The 14348-nt window shown below is 71.8% G+C and carries 15 protein-coding genes and 1 rRNA gene; 9 read left to right on the plus strand and 7 right to left on the minus strand.

Annotation, left to right across the window (positions count from 1 at the left end):
* Positions 1–4 precede the first annotated feature (4 nt).
* Positions 5–781, plus strand: a complete 777-nt coding sequence (gene pstB, locus ACFWEG_RS14000; protein ID WP_387213805.1) for a phosphate ABC transporter ATP-binding protein PstB — start codon at positions 5–7, stop codon at positions 779–781.
* A gap of 120 nt (positions 782–901) precedes the next feature.
* Here the strand turns inward: pstB and ACFWEG_RS14005 are convergent, their stop codons facing one another.
* Complete coding sequence (locus ACFWEG_RS14005) at positions 902–1900, minus strand: anion permease (protein ID WP_387213808.1); 999 nt, start codon at positions 1898–1900, stop codon at positions 902–904.
* A 6-nt stretch (positions 1901–1906) separates the two neighbouring features.
* A complete protein-coding gene (locus ACFWEG_RS14010) occupies positions 1907–2527 on the minus strand; it encodes a DUF47 domain-containing protein (RefSeq protein WP_387213810.1) in 621 nt (206 codons plus the stop codon).
* 217 nt (positions 2528–2744) lie between these two features.
* On the opposite strand from ACFWEG_RS14010, the gene ACFWEG_RS14015 reads away from it, so the two are divergent.
* Entirely contained in the window at positions 2745–3116 is a 372-nt protein-coding gene (locus tag ACFWEG_RS14015) for a metal-sensitive transcriptional regulator (protein WP_387213813.1), read from the plus strand.
* 110 nt (positions 3117–3226) lie between these two features.
* Here the strand turns inward: ACFWEG_RS14015 and ACFWEG_RS14020 are convergent, their stop codons facing one another.
* Positions 3227–3427 carry a hypothetical protein gene (locus tag ACFWEG_RS14020; RefSeq protein ID WP_387213816.1) on the minus strand — a complete coding sequence of 67 codons (201 nt, stop codon included), beginning with the start codon at positions 3425–3427 and terminating at the stop codon, positions 3227–3229.
* Positions 3428–3523: 96 nt separating this feature from the next.
* Positions 3524–4387, minus strand: a complete 864-nt coding sequence (locus ACFWEG_RS14025) for a hypothetical protein (protein WP_387213819.1) — start codon at positions 4385–4387, stop codon at positions 3524–3526.
* An 82-nt stretch (positions 4388–4469) separates the two neighbouring features.
* On the opposite strand from ACFWEG_RS14025, the gene ACFWEG_RS14030 reads away from it, so the two are divergent.
* Complete coding sequence (locus ACFWEG_RS14030) at positions 4470–4625, plus strand: hypothetical protein (protein ID WP_387213822.1); 156 nt, start codon at positions 4470–4472, stop codon at positions 4623–4625.
* Between the two features lie 36 nt (positions 4626–4661).
* Here ACFWEG_RS14030 and ACFWEG_RS14035 read toward each other — a convergent pair whose 3' ends face one another.
* Together ACFWEG_RS14035 and ACFWEG_RS14040 are read right to left on the minus strand one after the other, a co-directional pair.
* The gene (locus ACFWEG_RS14035) at positions 4662–5369 is read right to left on the minus strand and encodes a phosphatase PAP2 family protein (protein ID WP_387213825.1); all 708 of its coding nucleotides are present in this window, start codon (positions 5367–5369) and stop codon (positions 4662–4664) included.
* A gap of 242 nt (positions 5370–5611) precedes the next feature.
* Positions 5612–6676 carry an NlpC/P60 family protein gene (locus ACFWEG_RS14040; protein ID WP_387213828.1) on the minus strand — a complete coding sequence of 355 codons (1065 nt, stop codon included), beginning with the start codon at positions 6674–6676 and terminating at the stop codon, positions 5612–5614.
* A 315-nt stretch (positions 6677–6991) separates the two neighbouring features.
* Here ACFWEG_RS14040 and ACFWEG_RS14045 point away from each other — a divergent pair, with 315 nt between their 5' ends.
* The 6 genes from ACFWEG_RS14045 (at position 6992) to ACFWEG_RS14070 (ending at position 14120) form a co-directional block, all read left to right on the plus strand.
* The gene (locus ACFWEG_RS14045) at positions 6992–7300 is read left to right on the plus strand and encodes a hypothetical protein (RefSeq protein WP_387213831.1); all 309 of its coding nucleotides are present in this window, start codon (positions 6992–6994) and stop codon (positions 7298–7300) included.
* A 189-nt stretch (positions 7301–7489) separates the two neighbouring features.
* A complete protein-coding gene (locus ACFWEG_RS14050) occupies positions 7490–8335 on the plus strand; it encodes a hypothetical protein (RefSeq protein WP_387213834.1) in 846 nt (281 codons plus the stop codon).
* Positions 8325–9611 carry a hypothetical protein gene (locus ACFWEG_RS14055; protein WP_387213837.1) on the plus strand — a complete coding sequence of 429 codons (1287 nt, stop codon included), beginning with the start codon at positions 8325–8327 and terminating at the stop codon, positions 9609–9611. The genes ACFWEG_RS14050 and ACFWEG_RS14055 overlap by 11 nt, the downstream gene beginning before the upstream one ends.
* A complete protein-coding gene (locus tag ACFWEG_RS14060) occupies positions 9608–11164 on the plus strand; it encodes an SCO6880 family protein (RefSeq protein WP_387213840.1) in 1557 nt (518 codons plus the stop codon). The genes ACFWEG_RS14055 and ACFWEG_RS14060 overlap by 4 nt, the downstream gene beginning before the upstream one ends.
* A gap of 6 nt (positions 11165–11170) precedes the next feature.
* Positions 11171–12580, plus strand: coding sequence for an ATP-binding protein (locus ACFWEG_RS14065; protein WP_387213843.1), 1410 nt, complete (start codon positions 11171–11173; stop codon positions 12578–12580).
* 31 nt (positions 12581–12611) lie between these two features.
* Positions 12612–14120 carry a type VI secretion protein gene (locus ACFWEG_RS14070; RefSeq protein ID WP_387213846.1) on the plus strand — a complete coding sequence of 503 codons (1509 nt, stop codon included), beginning with the start codon at positions 12612–12614 and terminating at the stop codon, positions 14118–14120.
* 133 nt (positions 14121–14253) lie between these two features.
* Here ACFWEG_RS14070 and rrf read toward each other — a convergent pair.
* Positions 14254–14348: ribosomal RNA gene (gene rrf, locus ACFWEG_RS14075) — 5S ribosomal RNA — on the minus strand; the annotation flags it as partial.

Here is a 14348-nt window from a genome sequence, read left to right on the forward strand (position 1 = left end):
CGCCATGGCCAAACGCATCGACGTGTCGGGCCTCTCGGCCTACTACGGCACCCACCGCGCCATCGAGGACATCTCGATGACCGTCGAACCCCGCTCCGTGACCGCCTTCATCGGCCCCTCCGGCTGCGGCAAGTCCACCTTCCTGCGCACCCTCAACCGCATGCACGAGGTCACCCCCGGCGGCCGCGTCGAGGGCAAGGTCCTGCTCGACGACGAGGACCTCTACGGAACGGGCGTCGACCCGGTCGCCGTCCGCCGCACCATCGGCATGGTCTTCCAGCGGCCGAACCCGTTCCCGACCATGTCGATCTTCGACAACGTCGCCGCCGGCCTCAAGCTCAACGGCTCGTACAAGAAGTCCGAGCTGAACGACGTCGTCGAGAAGTCGCTGCGCGGCGCGAACCTCTGGAACGAGGTCAAGGACCGGCTGAACAAGCCCGGCTCCGGCCTCTCCGGCGGCCAGCAGCAGCGCCTGTGCATCGCCCGCGCGATCGCCGTCGAGCCGCAGGTGCTCCTCATGGACGAGCCCTGCTCCGCCCTCGACCCGATCTCCACGCTGGCGATCGAGGACCTCATCGGCGAGCTCAAGGAGCGCTTCACGATCGTCATCGTGACGCACAACATGCAGCAGGCGGCCCGCGTCTCCGACCGCACCGCCTTCTTCAACCTCGCCGCCGTCGGGCAGCCGGGCCGGCTCATCGAGCTCGACGAGACCCAGCGGATCTTCTCCAACCCCTCCGTCCAGGCGACGGAGGACTACATCTCGGGCCGCTTCGGATAACCGGCGCCAGGCCCGTCCCGACCGTCTGCGGTGCTGCATGGCGGTGCCACCGCAGGACGAAAGGGCCCGCCCCCGGGAGACCGGGGGCGGGCCCTCTGCCGTGCGTGAGGAGCGGCGTCCCTAGAGGAACGCGAGATGCACCACCCAGAAGCTCAGCGCCGCGACCGTCGCCGCCGCCGGCATGGTGATGAACCAGCCCAGGACGATGTTCTTGGCGACGCCCCACCGCACCGCGTTGACCCGCTTCGTCGCCCCCACACCCATGATCGCCGAGGTGATGACGTGCGTCGTGGAGATCGGCGCGTGCAGGACGTACGACGACGCGAACATGATCGACGCGCCCGTGGCCTCCGCCGCGAACCCCTGCGGCGGGTCGAGTTCGATGATCTTCCGGCCGAGCGTCCGCATGATCCGCCAGCCGCCGGCGTAGGTGCCGAGCGACAGCATCACGGCGCAGGCGAGCTTCACCCAGACCGGGATCGGGTCGCTGTACTTCTCGTGGCCGGAGATGACCAGCGCCATGACGACGATGCCCATCGCCTTCTGCGCGTCCTGCAGACCGTGGCCGAGCGCCATGCCCGCCGCCGAGACGGTCTGCGCGATCCGGAACCCGCGCTTCGTCTTGTGCGGGTTGGACTTCCGGAACATCCACATGATCGCCGTCATGACCAGGTACCCGACGACCAGGCCGACGATCGGCGACAGGAACATCGGGATGACGATCTTCTCCAGGACGCCCGTCCAGTACACGACCGTGCCGCCGGCGAGCGCCGCCCCGACCATCCCGCCGAACAGCGCGTGCGAGGACGACGAGGGCAGGCCGAAGTACCAGGTGATCAGGTTCCAGATGATCGCTCCGACGAGCGCGGAGAACAGGATCCACATCCCGGTCCGGCCCTCGGGCGTGGCGATGATCCCCTCACTGACCGTCTTGGCCACCCCGCTGCCGAGGAACGCGCCCGCGAGGTTCATCACCGCGGCCATGGCGAGCGCCGCGCGGGGGGTGAGCGCCCGGGTGGAGACGGAGGTCGCGATCGCGTTCGCGGAGTCGTGGAAGCCGTTGGTGTACGTGAAGAAGAGCGCGACCCCGATGGTCACGACGAGGGCGAAGGTGTCCACGAAGCCTCAGGACTCCTTGACCGCGATGGTCTCCACGGTGTTCGCGACATGCTCGAACGCGTCGGCCGCCTCTTCGAGCACGTCCACGATCTGCTTCAGCTTCAGGACCTCCATGGCGTCGTACTTGCCGTTGAAGAGGTGCGCGAGCAGCTTGCGGTGGATCTGGTCGGCCTGGTTCTCCAGCCGGTTGACCTCGATCCAGTACTCGGTGAGGTTGTCCATCGTCCGCAGGTGCGGCATCGCCTCGGCGGTCAGCTCCGCGGCCCGGGCGAGGACCTCGATCTGCTGCTCGACGCCCTTGGGCAGCTCGTCGACGTTGTAGAGGACGACCAGGTCGACGGCCTCCTCCATGAAGTCCATGATGTCGTCGAGGGACGACGCGAGGTTGTAGATGTCCTCGCGGTCGAACGGCGTGATGAACGAGGAGTTGAGCTGGTGGAAGATCGCGTGCGTCGCGTCGTCACCCGCGTGCTCGGCCGCCCGCATCCGCTCCGCGATCTCGGCCCGGGCGGACGGATCCGCTCCGAGCAGTTCCATCAGGAGCTTCGAGCCCGTGACGATGTTGTCGGCGGACGCCGCGAACATGTCGTAGAAGCTCGTCTCCCTGGGGGTCAGACGAAAGCGCACAAGGGGTCCTCGGGGTGCGTGGGATCTGTCGTGGGTACCGGTCAGGCTGATGCTAGGCGCATCATCCGGCCACGGCTAACCGGCATCGCACCAGTGTCGCCCATCGGGCAGAGTGATCGGCAAGCGGTACCAGCACCTTGCGCAAGGACGGGTACCCTATACCCAGGAGGGGTATGAAAACCCCCGGAATCCCCGCACTGTCCCACCGGAGGGCACGATGACGACCACCGAGGCCGGCACCCCCGCGGTCGGCACCACCCCGGCCGGCGAAGGACCGCGGCCGGGTGTGGCCGAGACCACGCCCGCCACCCACGGCTACCACGACCAGAAGTCCGAGCACCTCAAGCGCCTGCGCCGCATCGAGGGCCAGATCCGCGGCCTGCAGCGGCTCGTCGACGAGGACGTCTACTGCATCGACATACTCACCCAGGTCTCGGCGTCCACCAAGGCCCTGCAGTCCTTCGCCCTCCAGCTCCTGGAGGAGCACCTGCGCCACTGCGTCGCCGACGCGGCGGTCAAGGGCGGCGACGAGATCGACACGAAGGTCGACGAGGCGACGAAGGCGATCGCCCGCCTGCTGCGGACGTGACGCGCGAGCCCTCCGGACCGGCCCCGGCGGCCCGGTGAGGCGACCCGGCCCGCACGACCGGGGACGGGCTGCGGGCGGCCGGCCCCTGGGGGCCGCAGCCGGGTCCGGGGCTACGGGCCCGGGGCGCGCGGCCCGTCGCCGTCGGCCGGTCGGCGTGGGGCGGTGACCTTGAGCACCTCGTCGATCCGGTCCGCGGGCAGCCGCTCTCCGATCGCGGCCGCGGCCGCGATCATCAGCTCGCCGTACAGCTCGATCTCGGCGAGAGCGACATGATCCGACACGGCGGTACGTCCCACAGGGGCCACGTCCATCACCTCCTCCCGCCGTCTGCGGACCCCAGCGTAGGCAGTGCGGCACGCCCGGCGCATGGCACGGACGGACCATTTTCACGCCCCCCGGACGCGGCGTCAGCGCTCGGCGATCGTCCCGGCGAAGATGTCCTCCTCGGCGGGCAGCCGCCACCGGGTGCGGGTGCCGAAACCGTCGAGCAGCGTCGTGGAGGCGACCTCCATCGCCCGGCCCCCCGCGCCCGTCCCGCCCGCGGCCATCCCGTCGCTGAAGCTGAACCGGTGCCGCACCTTGCGCAGCCGCCCCTCCTCGTCGAGGTAGGCGTCGAACCGCACCAGGTCCCTGGCGAACCCCCTCGCCGCCGCGGCGAGCGGGCCCCGCGCGCCGGGAGAGGCCTCCTTCGCGGCCCGGCCCAGGTCGGCGGTCCCGCGGAAGTGCCGCACCTCCGTCCCGCCGACGCGCTTCTCACCGACGTAGTCCACGTCCGACGCCGCGCGCAGCAGCTCCGCCGCGACCATCGGGTCCGTGGCGCCGCCGGTCACCAGGTTGCCGTCGTTCAGCCCGGCGGTCTCGATCCGCACCCATTTGTCCGCCGGCACCCCCGCGCCGCGGTTCTTCATGTAGAGCGCGCCCGGCGCCAGCATCTCCGTGATCGGCCGGTGCTCCTGCACCCCCGCGGGGTCCGCCGGCAGCACCACCTCCAGCCGCCCGGTCGCGGACCGGAAGTCGTACGCCCCCTCGCCCCGGATCGTCACCCGCGTGCCGCCGCTGGCCATCTCCATCGACGTCCGCGTCCTCGCCGTCCCCGCCCGCACCAGCCGCTCCGCGGCCCCCCGGACGAGCGTCGCGCCCCGCTCCCCCGACATCCGGTCCTCGGCCGCCGCGCCGTCCACCGAACACCCCGTCGTCCCCAGCACCGAGAGCACCACCGCGGCGACCCCCGCCGCACCACCCGCGCCCCGACCCCGCACGTCCCTGACCATCGCCGCCCACCGACTCCCGTCCCGCCGCGTACCCCGCCTAACGACGGTCCCCACCCGCCGTCACGCCCGCTACGGTTGAACGGTGTCCGCACACCGCACCACCACCACCGAGACCGGCAGCTTCGTCACGGCGATCTGCGCCTGCGGCTGGCGCGGCCCCTCCCGCAGAGCCCGCTCGAAGGCCCGCGAGGACGCGGCGGCACACGAACGGGAGAACGCGGTGCCCGCCGGCGCGTGACCTCCGCCGGGACGGCCGAAAAGGGTTGCTGCGGAGCTACGCCGCCAGGTCGCGGGCGGGGTCGTCGCGGCGCGACGACGCCATCGCCTGGGCGGGGAGCGACACCTCGGCCGGAACGACCGGAGCCCACACCAGCCGCCCGCCCCGCGACCGCTCCACCGCCCCCACGACCCGCGTCAGCAGCGCCAGGGCCGGCGGCGCGAGCAGCAGCGCGACCGCCGTGCCGAGCGCGAACCCCCCGATCACGTCCGTCGGGTAGTGCACCCCCATGTAGACCCGGCTCACGCCCGCGAACAGCGCGACGAGGATCGCGAGGACACCCAGCCCCCGGTGCGCGACGAAGATCCCCACCGCCAGCGCCATCGCCATCGTCGCGTGGTCGCTGACGAAGGAGAAGTCCGTCTTCCCGTCGACCAGCACCTCGAGCCCCTCGTGGTCGAGGAACGGCCGCGGGCGGCCGACGAACCCCCGGATCGGGATGTTCACCACCAGGGCGACCGCCGCGGCCAGCGGCGCCCAGACGAGTCCCGCCACCCCGCTCACCGCCTCGTCGCGCGAGACGGCCCGCCGCCGGACGCTCCACCACGCCCACAGCCCGAGCAGCACCAGCGCGAGAATCGTGCCGTACTCGCCGACGAACTCCATGGTCCGGTCGACCCAGTGCGGGGCGTCCTGGGCGACGCCGTTGATGTCGTAGAGCAGGCTGACGTCGGGGTTCGACCCGGAGGCCTCAAGTCCAGCCATCTCCACTGCCCCTTGCCTGGTGCGTCGTACTCGTCGAGCTCACGGTGCCCACGGGACCGCCGGGGCCGCCGTCCGGCCGTCGGCCGACACCAGCATCCCGCGCCCGTGAACGAGGAACGTCCGCTCCCCCCGTCCACGTTCCACTCTGCACGGAAAGATCACTCGGACGTTATCGAAGAGTGACTCGTCCCCGCAGCTCAAGAGGGTGCCCTGACGCTGAGTTCCAGCCAGATGACCAAACGTCACAAATCCGGACCGGTCTCCTCCGGGGCGGCCGGCCCCGCGGCCTCGACCGACTCCGGCAGCTTCGTCGGCAGCGCCTCCGCGCCCGCCGCCGTCACCCGGGTGGCCCCGAAGTAGTCCGGGGTGTCGATCCGGTCGAAGCGGATGACGGCCCCCGTCCGCGGCGCGTCGATCATGTACCCGCCGCCGACGTAGAGCCCGACGTGCCGGATGGCGCGGGAGTTGGTGAGGTCGTCGGAGAAGAACACCAGGTCCCCCGGGAGCAGCTCGTCCCGGCTCGGGTGCTCGCCCGCGTTGTACTGGTCGTTGGCGACGCGCGGCAGCGTGATGCCGACGGAGGCGTACGCGGCCTTCGTCAGCCCCGAGCAGTCGAAGCGCCCGCCGTCGGCGGCCGTCCCGTCGCCGCCCCAGAGGTAGGGCGTGCCGAGCTTCTTCTGCGCGTAGTAGATCGCGCCGGCCGCCTGCTTGCTCGGGTCGACCCGGCCGACCGGCTTCGCGAAGCTCTTGGACAGCTCGGTGATGCGCTGGACGTAGTTCTGCGTCTCCTTGTACGGCGGGACGCCGCCGTACTTGATGACCGCGTACGCCCCCGCGTTGTACGAAGCGAGCATGTTGTGGGTCGGGTTCCCGGGCACGTCCTCGACGTACTTCGCCAGCGAGCAGTCGTAGGTGGCCGCCGAGGGGATCGCGTCGGCGGGGTCCCAGACGTCGCGGTCGCCGTCCTGGTCGCCGTCGACGCCGTGCGCGGCCCACGTGCCGGGGATGAACTGCGCTATCCCCTGCGCGGCCGCGGGGCTCTGCGCGCGGGGGTTCCAGCCGCTCTCCTGGTACAGCTGGGCGGCGAGCAGCGCCGGGTTGATGGCCGGGCAGAGGTTGCCCCACTTCTGCACCAGCGCCTGGTACGCGGCCGGCACCGAGCCCTTGACGAGCCCGACGGCCCGCCCGCCCCCGCCGACCCCGTTCATCAGGTTCCCGGCGACCATGTACGTCCCGACGACGAGCAGCAGCACGAAGCTCACGCCTGCCGCGGCGACGGCCGTCCCGACGAACCATGCCTTACGCATCGTCACCATCCCTGCCAGGAACCGGCTTTGCCCGGTCCAGTCCTACTGCGGCACCGAGGGACCGCCGTCGCCCGCGCGGGGGATCGCCGGTCATCCTACAAATCACCCACTCGCGCACCGCGGCTTTCGAGCCGCAGGCCCGGCCATCATTGCCCGGCGTACCCCAGCGTGATACACAGAGTGACGATACGCGTTCCGACACCACTATGACGCCAAGTCGACATACGGGATCGCGGGATCTCGGCAACAATGGCTCTGGCCTCTGCGCAGTGGCAGGGGGGACACGGAACTACCCATGACTGGGCGGTGAGTTACATGTTTCTGGCAGCCGAAGAGGGCGACATCACGACGATCATCGGCGGGATCGCACCGGACTGGGGGCCCTTCGGGTCCCTCGGGCAGGAGGCCCGCATCATGATCGAGGTGGTCATGGCCATCGCGATCCTGCTGTGCCTCGGCATCGCGATCTGGGGTGCGGCCAAGCAGCGGATCGGCGCGACCGCGCTGCGCGACACGTTCAGTGCCGAGCAGGGCAAGGGCCTCATCGTGGCCGGTCTCACCGGCGTCTTCATCATCGGCTCGCTCGGCACGCTGTTCACCATCGTGTACGGCATGGCCGTCTGACCCGGCGTCACCGCGCCGGGCCCGCCGCCTCCCCCTCCGTCCTCCCGTCCGCCGTGCCACCCGACTGAGGTTGCGTCTCCCTGATGTCCAGTCACCACACCCCGCGCGCGCGGGAAACAGCACGGCTACCGTCGTACGAGGCGGTAGGGCGGATCCGGTTCCGGCGACAGGTCGAGGGGACGTGAGGGCATGAGCTACGACGACGAGCACGGTTTCGGCGACACCGACCGCGGTGACGTGCGCGGCGTGGCGGCCCCGCCGCGCTACCGCTACCCCGACGACGAAGCCGGCCACCGCTCGGGGCGGCGGCCGGGCCGTGCGCCGTCCTCCCGCAACCTGGTGATGATCGTCGGCGTCGTCGTCCTCCTGCTCGCCGCGATCGCCTTCGCCAACCGCGGCGGGGACGGCGCGAAGGACGACACCGGAGCGAGCGGGCCCGAGGCGTCCGCCACGGCCCCGACGGGCGAGCGCCCGGTCGACGGCAAGGCGGCGGGCATCCCGACGGGGTTCGCGCGCAGCGAGGCGGGGGCGCAGAGCGCGGCCGTGAACTACCACGTGGCGCTCGGCTCCGACGGCATGTACCGGAGCGACCGCCGTACGCAGATCGCCCGGGCCGTGTACGCGCCCGCCGTGGTCGAGGACCGGCTGAAGTCGCTGGACGAGGTCTACTCGAGCGAGAAGTTCCTCACCAGCATCGGCCTGGAGGCGGACGGCACCGCCCCCGAGGGGCAGACGTTCATCAGCCGCTTCAACCCGGTGGGTTCCAAGGTCGAGGAGTACGGCGGCGACTCCGCCCGCGTCTCGGTCTGGTACTCGGCGCTGTTCGGCCTGGCGGGCGAGGGTTCCAAGAACCCCGTCTCGGAGAGCTGGTACACCAACACCTTCGATCTGACCTGGGTCGACGGGAACTGGAAGATCACGGACTTCACGCAGAAGGACGGTCCGGTGCCGGTCGGCCGCGACCAGGCCGCCTCCGACGCCGAGGACATGGCCGCCGCCGTCGAGCAGTACGGAGGGTTCACCTATGCCCGGTAAGAACCGCCGCCGTGTCCTCTCCCTGGCCGCCGCCCTGACGGCCGCGCAGAGCGCGATGCTCCTGCTGGCCGGCCGGGCCGCCGCCGCGCCCGACGACGACCCCTGTGACGCCCTGCGCGGCCCCGCACGGGACTACTGCGACTCCGGCGACGGCTCCCCCGCCGCCCCCACCCCCGGCAGCGACGCCCTCAGCACCCTCGACCCCCTCGCCTCCCTCGGGAAGGGCTGCGCGGACGCAGCCGCCTGGACCGTGGACAAGCTCTCCGAGGCCGTCGAGGAGACCGCGACCGTCGACTTCACCAACACGACGTTCCTCCAGCAGTACGCGGTCGTCTTCGCCGCCTCCACGATCCTCACGCTCGTCATCTGGCTGCTGGCCGTCGCCAAGCGCGCGATCCGCGGCGTGCCGCTGACGACCGCGCTGTCGGAGGCGATCGGCTTCCTCTGGCTGACCGTCCTCGCCTCCGCGTTCACCCCGCTGATCCTCTACACGGTCGTCTCGGCGACCGACGGCGTCACGGAGATCATCGCGGCCGCGTCCGGCAACGAGACGGACGTCTTCTTCGGCTCGTTCGCCGAGGCGCTGAAGAAGGGCGACGACATCGGCGGCGGACCGATCATGCTGATCGTGGTCTCCCTGGTCTCGATCCTCGCGGCGGGCATCCTCTGGCTGGAACTCGTCATCAGGGCCGCGCTGCTCTACGTGGGCGCGCTGCTCGGCACGGTCGTCTACGCGGGCCTGGTCGACAAGAACATGTGGGGCCACGTCCGCCGCTGGGCCGGGATCATGATCGCGGTGATCATGGTGAAGCCGGTGATCGTGATCGTCCTCGGCCTCGCAGGCGCGCTGTCCGCCGAGGACGGCCCGAACGCGTTCTCCGCGGTCGTCTCCGGCCTCGCGATCATCCTGCTCGCGATCTTCGCCAGCGCCATGATCTACCGCTTCGTGCCCGGCTTCGGCGACGAGATCGCCTCCGCCCGGCACGGCCGCAAGCGGGCCACCGACGGCTCGTCCGCCGCCGCCGTCATCAGCTCCCCCGCCACCCTCGTCGCCCAGGGCATCAAGACCCACAGCGCCCGCAGCAACGGCGGCGGAGGCGGGCAGGGCGGCGGCTCCGACGCCCAGCCGCGCCCCGCGAACGCCGTCTCCGGCGGCATGTCGGCCCACAGTTCCCGCACCCCAGCGGGCGGGTCCGGCGGCGGAACTGTCCCCTCCGCCGCACCCCCGCCCCGTACGACCACCCCGCACAACCGCACAGGAGGTGAAGGGCGTTGACGACCCCGTCCCACGCGCACCCGGTCACGCCCCGCCGTACGTACCTCATCGGCCGCGCCCGGCCCAACGCGATCATCGGCCGCAACCGCGAGACCGGCGAGATCGCGCTGATCATCGCGGGCGCGTTCCTCGGCATGATGTGCGGCCTGCTCGTCCCCCAGCTCACGCTGCGGATCGTGCTGCTCATGGGCTTCCCGCTGATCGCGCTCGCCGCGGTGTACGTCCCCTACCGCCACCGCACGTTCTACAAGTGGTTCGAGATCAACCGCAGCTACAAGCGCTCCCTGCGGTCCGGGACCGCCTACCGCTCCTCCGCCATGGAGGCCGGCACCCGCGCCGACGGCAAGGAGACCGAGGTCGTCCCGCCGCCCGGCATCGGCCGCATCAACTGGCTGGCCGCCCCGTTCGGCCCGGACGAGATCGCCGTCCTCCTGCACGCCGACCGCCGTACGGTCACCGCCGCGATCGAGATCGAGGGCCCGGGGGTCGGCCTGCGCGACAGCGAGGACCAGGAGGCCCTCGTCGACCGCTTCGGCACCCTGCTCAAGCACGTGGCCAACGGCGACGGCTTCGTCAGCCGGCTCCAGATCCTCGCCCGCACGCTGCCCGCCGACCCCGACGCGCACGCCAAGGACGTCGCCCAGCGCGGCGACACCAAGTCCCCCGCCTGGCTCCAGGACTCCTACGACCAGCTGCAGTCCATGGTCTCGACCTCCAGCGAGCAGCACCGCGCGTACCTGGTCGCCTGCATGCACTTCACCCGCGAGTTGTCCGCCGAGGCGCAGACCATGGCCCGCGCGGCCCGGCCCGCCGCCGGCCGCAAGGTCGACCGGGACGCCGGACTCGCCGTCGTGATGGCCCGCGAGCTGACCGACATCTGCGCCCGCCTCGCCGAGGCCGACATCCGCGTCCGCCAGCCCCTCGGCCAGGCCCGCCTCGCCTCCCTGGTCCACTCGATGTACGACCCGGACCACCCCATCGACCACATCCAGGCCATGACCCGGCGCAACGCCTGGCCGGCCGAGCTCGACGCGATGGAGCCCACCTACCTCCAGGCCAAGACCCGCGAGTCGGCCACCCGCGCCCCCTGGTGCCACGCCACCGCCTGGGTGAAGGAGTGGCCGATGACCCCCGTCGGCGTCAACTTCCTCGCCCCGCTGCTCGTCCACACCCCCGACGTCATCCGCACGGTCGCCGTCTGCATGGACCTCGAACCGACCGAGATCGCCATCGAGCGGATGCTGACCGAGAAGACCAACGACGACGCCGAGGCGTCCCGGCAGGCCAAGATGAACCGCACGGTCGACCCGCGCGACATCGCCGCCCACGGCCGCCTCGACCAGCGCGGCGAGGACCTCGCCAGCGGCGCCGCCGGCGTCAACCTCGTCGGCTACATCACGGTCTCCTCGCGCAACCCCGACGCACTCGCCCGCGACAAGCGCACCATCCGCGCCTCGGCCGGCAAGTCGTACCTGAAGCTGGAGTGGTGCGACCGCGAGCACCACCGCGCCTTCGTCAACACCCTTCCGTTCGCCACCGGCATCCGAAGGTAAGGCCCCATGCGAGATCCCCTGTCCGCGATCAGCGACGCCTTCACCTCCCTGCTCTTCGGGAAGGTGGAGACGACCCGCCTGCCCGTCCGCACCTCCACCGGCCAGGCCCAGGCCGTCTACCTGCCCACGGCCGCCCCCGGCCTCGGCGACTCCGGCGTGATCATCGGCCGCGAGGTCTACAGCGGCAAGGGGTACATCTACGACCCCTTCCAGCTCTACGGCCAGCAGCTCCCCGCCCCGCACTGGCTCGTCCTCGGCGAGTCCGGCAACGGCAAGTCCGCCCTGGAGAAGACCTACGTCCTGCGCCAGCTGCGCTTCAAGGACCGGCAGGTCGTCGTCCTCGACGCGCAGGGCGAGGACGGCGTCGGCGAGTGGAACCTGATCGCGGAGGAGCTGGGGATAACCCCCATCCGCCTCGACCCGACCGCGGCCATGAACGGCGGGATCCGCCTCAACCCGCTCGACCCGTCCATCACCACCACCGGCCAGCTCGCCCTGCTGCGCACCATCATCGAGGTCGCGATGGGCCACGGCCTCGACGAGCGCTCCGGCTTCGCGCTCAAGGTCGCCCACGCCTACGTGAACGCGACCATCGTCGAGCGCCAGCCCGTCCTCATGGACATCGTCGAGCAGCTCCGCCACCCCGAGCCGCGCTCCGCCGAGGCGATGAACGTCGACATAGACGACGTCCGCGCCTGGGGCCTCGACGTCGCCCTCGTCCTCGACCGGCTGGTCGACGGCGACCTGCGCGGCATGTTCGACGGCCCCACGTCCGTCGGCATCGACCTCGACGCGCCGCTGATCGTCTTCGACCTCTCGCACATCGACCGCAACTCGATCGCGATGCCGATCCTGATGGCGATCGTCGGCGTGTGGCTGGAGCACACCTGGATCCGCCCCGACCGGAAGAAACGCATCTTCCTGGTCGAGGAGGCCTGGCACATCATCAACAGCCCTTTCGTGGCCCAGCTGTTCCAGCGGCTGCTGAAGTTCGGCCGCCGGCTCGGTCTGTCCTTCGTCGCGGTCGTCCACCACCTCAGCGACGTCGTGGACGGGGCGGCGGCCCGCGAGGCGGCGGCGATCCTCAAGATGGCCTCCACGCGCACCATCTACGCCCAGAAGGCCGACGAGGCCCGTGCGACCGGCCTCGTCCTCGGCCTGCCCCGGTGGGCCGTGGAGATCATCCCGTCCCTGACCCCCGGTATCGCCGTCTGGGACGTCAACGGCAACGTCCAGGTCGTCAAGCACCTCATCACCGAGGCCGAGCGCCCGCTCGTCTACACCGACCGGGCCATGACGGAGTCCTCCGCGCAGCAGGCGGCCATCGCCGACGACCTCCTCGCCGCCGAGCTGGAGACGGAGCAGCGCGCCGCCCTGATGGACCGTCTGGGCGATCCGGAGTCGACGGTGGCGTGACGGGCGCGACGGACAGGGCAGGGGGCCGGCGATGGCGGGGGAACAGCAGCGCGGTACGGGCGGGGTCCCGGACGGCCTCGTCCTCGGGCTGCTCGGGTTCCTCCTGTCCCTGACCGCCCTGGTCTGGACGGCGACGGGCGCGGCCGGCCTCCTGGTGCACGGCTCCTGGCCGGACGGCGTCGCCTTCTCCGACTCCCCCGCCGCCATCCGTTCCCTCGCCACCGCCCCCGAGGACCTCCCCGCGGCCTGGCCCGCCACCCCGCGGACACAGCTCCCGGGCTACGGGCTCTTCTGGGGGATCCTCCTCGGCGAGATCATGGTCGGGCTCGTCCTCGCCGTGTTCGTGCTGGGGACGGTCACGCGGGCCCGGGCCGTGCGAGCCGCCCGGCGGGCCCCCGGGGCGCGCCTGGTGCCCGGCACGGAGCCACGGGGGGTCCCGGAGCCGCAGGAGAGCCGTCCGGCACAGCCCCGGTCCTCCGCCCAGGTACCTACGGCCGCCGTACCGCTGCCGCCCCAGCACCGCGCCGAGCCCTCGCGGCCCGGGACACCGCTGCCGCCCCCGATCACCGTGCCCGCGCTGTCGTACGGACCCCCGGCCGCCCGCAGGACCACCGCCCTGCGGGCGATCGCCGACGCCCCCGGCGCGGTCCTGGTCCTCACCTCGGACCCCGCCCTCTGGGAGGAGTCCCGCAGCGCCCGCGCCAAGCTGGGCCCCGTCCACGTCTACGACCCCACCCACCGCACGGACGCGGCCGTCCGCCTCCACTGGTCGCCGACCGCCGACTGCGAGGACCGGTGGACCGCCGCGGCCCGCGCCCACGCCCTCCTCGCGCCCGTACGGCCCGGCGCCAGGCGCGACGCGGCGACGGCCGACACCGCGGAGACCCTCCTGCGCAGCTGGCTGCACGCGGCCGCACTCGACGGCCGCCCCGTCAAGCACGTCCACCGCTGGGCCCAGGGGACGCAGCCGCAGGAGCCCGTCACCATCCTCCGCACGCACGCCGACGCGGCCGCCGGAGCCGCCGGCGAGCTCGAGTCCGCCCTGACCTCGCACGACGAACGCCGGTCCACCGCCACGGCGCTGGTCGCCCACGCCCTCGCCGCGCACGCCTCCCTCCACATCCGCGAGGCCTGCACGGCGAACCGCGCCGACACCCTCGCGCTCGCATCATTCGTCCCCGAGACGGGCACGCTCTACGTGGTCGGTGAACCCGTCGAGGACCCGCGGGCGCATCCCGGCGCCGTGCCGCTCCTCACCGCGCTCACCGCAAGCGTGGTCGAGCACGGCCGCCGCATGGCCGCACGGTCAACCGACGGTCGGCTCGACCTACCACTCACCCTGGTCCTGGACGACGTCGCCGCCGTCGCCCCGATCCCCCGACTCCCCGAGCTCCTGCGCACCTCGGGCCGGCCGTACGAACTGCCGACGTACGCGCTCATGCGATCCCAGGAGCAGGCGCGCTCCCGCTGGCCGAATTCTTCCCAGTGGACGGACACCCTGCCGGGCACCGCCCACCCGGGCGGCCCTCCGGCCCGGTAGCCTCGGAGGTTCTCAACCGGCCCTCTTCCGAGGACGGCGACGGGAAACGCATCCCCTCCGGCTCGTCCCGACGACGGCCGGCCTGAACGCAGAAAACCCCCGCACCTGTGGTGCGGGGGTTTTCTCACAATTTGTTCGGCGGCGTCCTACTCTCCCACAGGGTCCCCCCTGCAGTACCATCGGCGCTGTGAGGCTTAGCTTCCGGGTTCGGAATGTAACCGGGCGTTT

The sequence above is a fragment of the Streptomyces sp. NPDC060194 genome (genome assembly GCF_042728285.1).
GTDB lineage: Bacteria > Actinomycetota > Actinomycetes > Streptomycetales > Streptomycetaceae > Streptomyces.

Bases quoted from the DNA above. Each gene is read 5' to 3' on its own strand.
- ACFWEG_RS14045 (WP_387213831.1), top strand. From the start codon at position 6,992: ATGTTTCTGGCAGCCGAAGAGGGCGACATCACGACGATCATCGGCGGG.
- ACFWEG_RS14065 (WP_387213843.1), top strand. From the start codon at position 11,171: ATGCGAGATCCCCTGTCCGCGATCAGCGACGCCTTCACCTCCCTGCTC.
- ACFWEG_RS14040 (WP_387213828.1), bottom strand. From the start codon at position 6,676: ATGCGTAAGGCATGGTTCGTCGGGACGGCCGTCGCCGCGGCAGGCGTG.
- ACFWEG_RS14055 (WP_387213837.1), top strand. From the start codon at position 8,325: ATGCCCGGTAAGAACCGCCGCCGTGTCCTCTCCCTGGCCGCCGCCCTG.
- ACFWEG_RS14020 (WP_387213816.1), bottom strand. From the start codon at position 3,427: ATGGACGTGGCCCCTGTGGGACGTACCGCCGTGTCGGATCATGTCGCT.
- ACFWEG_RS14070 (WP_387213846.1), top strand. From the start codon at position 12,612: ATGGCGGGGGAACAGCAGCGCGGTACGGGCGGGGTCCCGGACGGCCTC.
- pstB (WP_387213805.1), top strand. From the start codon at position 5: ATGGCCAAACGCATCGACGTGTCGGGCCTCTCGGCCTACTACGGCACC.
- ACFWEG_RS14015 (WP_387213813.1), top strand. From the start codon at position 2,745: ATGACGACCACCGAGGCCGGCACCCCCGCGGTCGGCACCACCCCGGCC.
- ACFWEG_RS14035 (WP_387213825.1), bottom strand. From the start codon at position 5,369: ATGGCTGGACTTGAGGCCTCCGGGTCGAACCCCGACGTCAGCCTGCTC.
- ACFWEG_RS14050 (WP_387213834.1), top strand. From the start codon at position 7,490: ATGAGCTACGACGACGAGCACGGTTTCGGCGACACCGACCGCGGTGAC.
- ACFWEG_RS14025 (WP_387213819.1), bottom strand. From the start codon at position 4,387: ATGGTCAGGGACGTGCGGGGTCGGGGCGCGGGTGGTGCGGCGGGGGTC.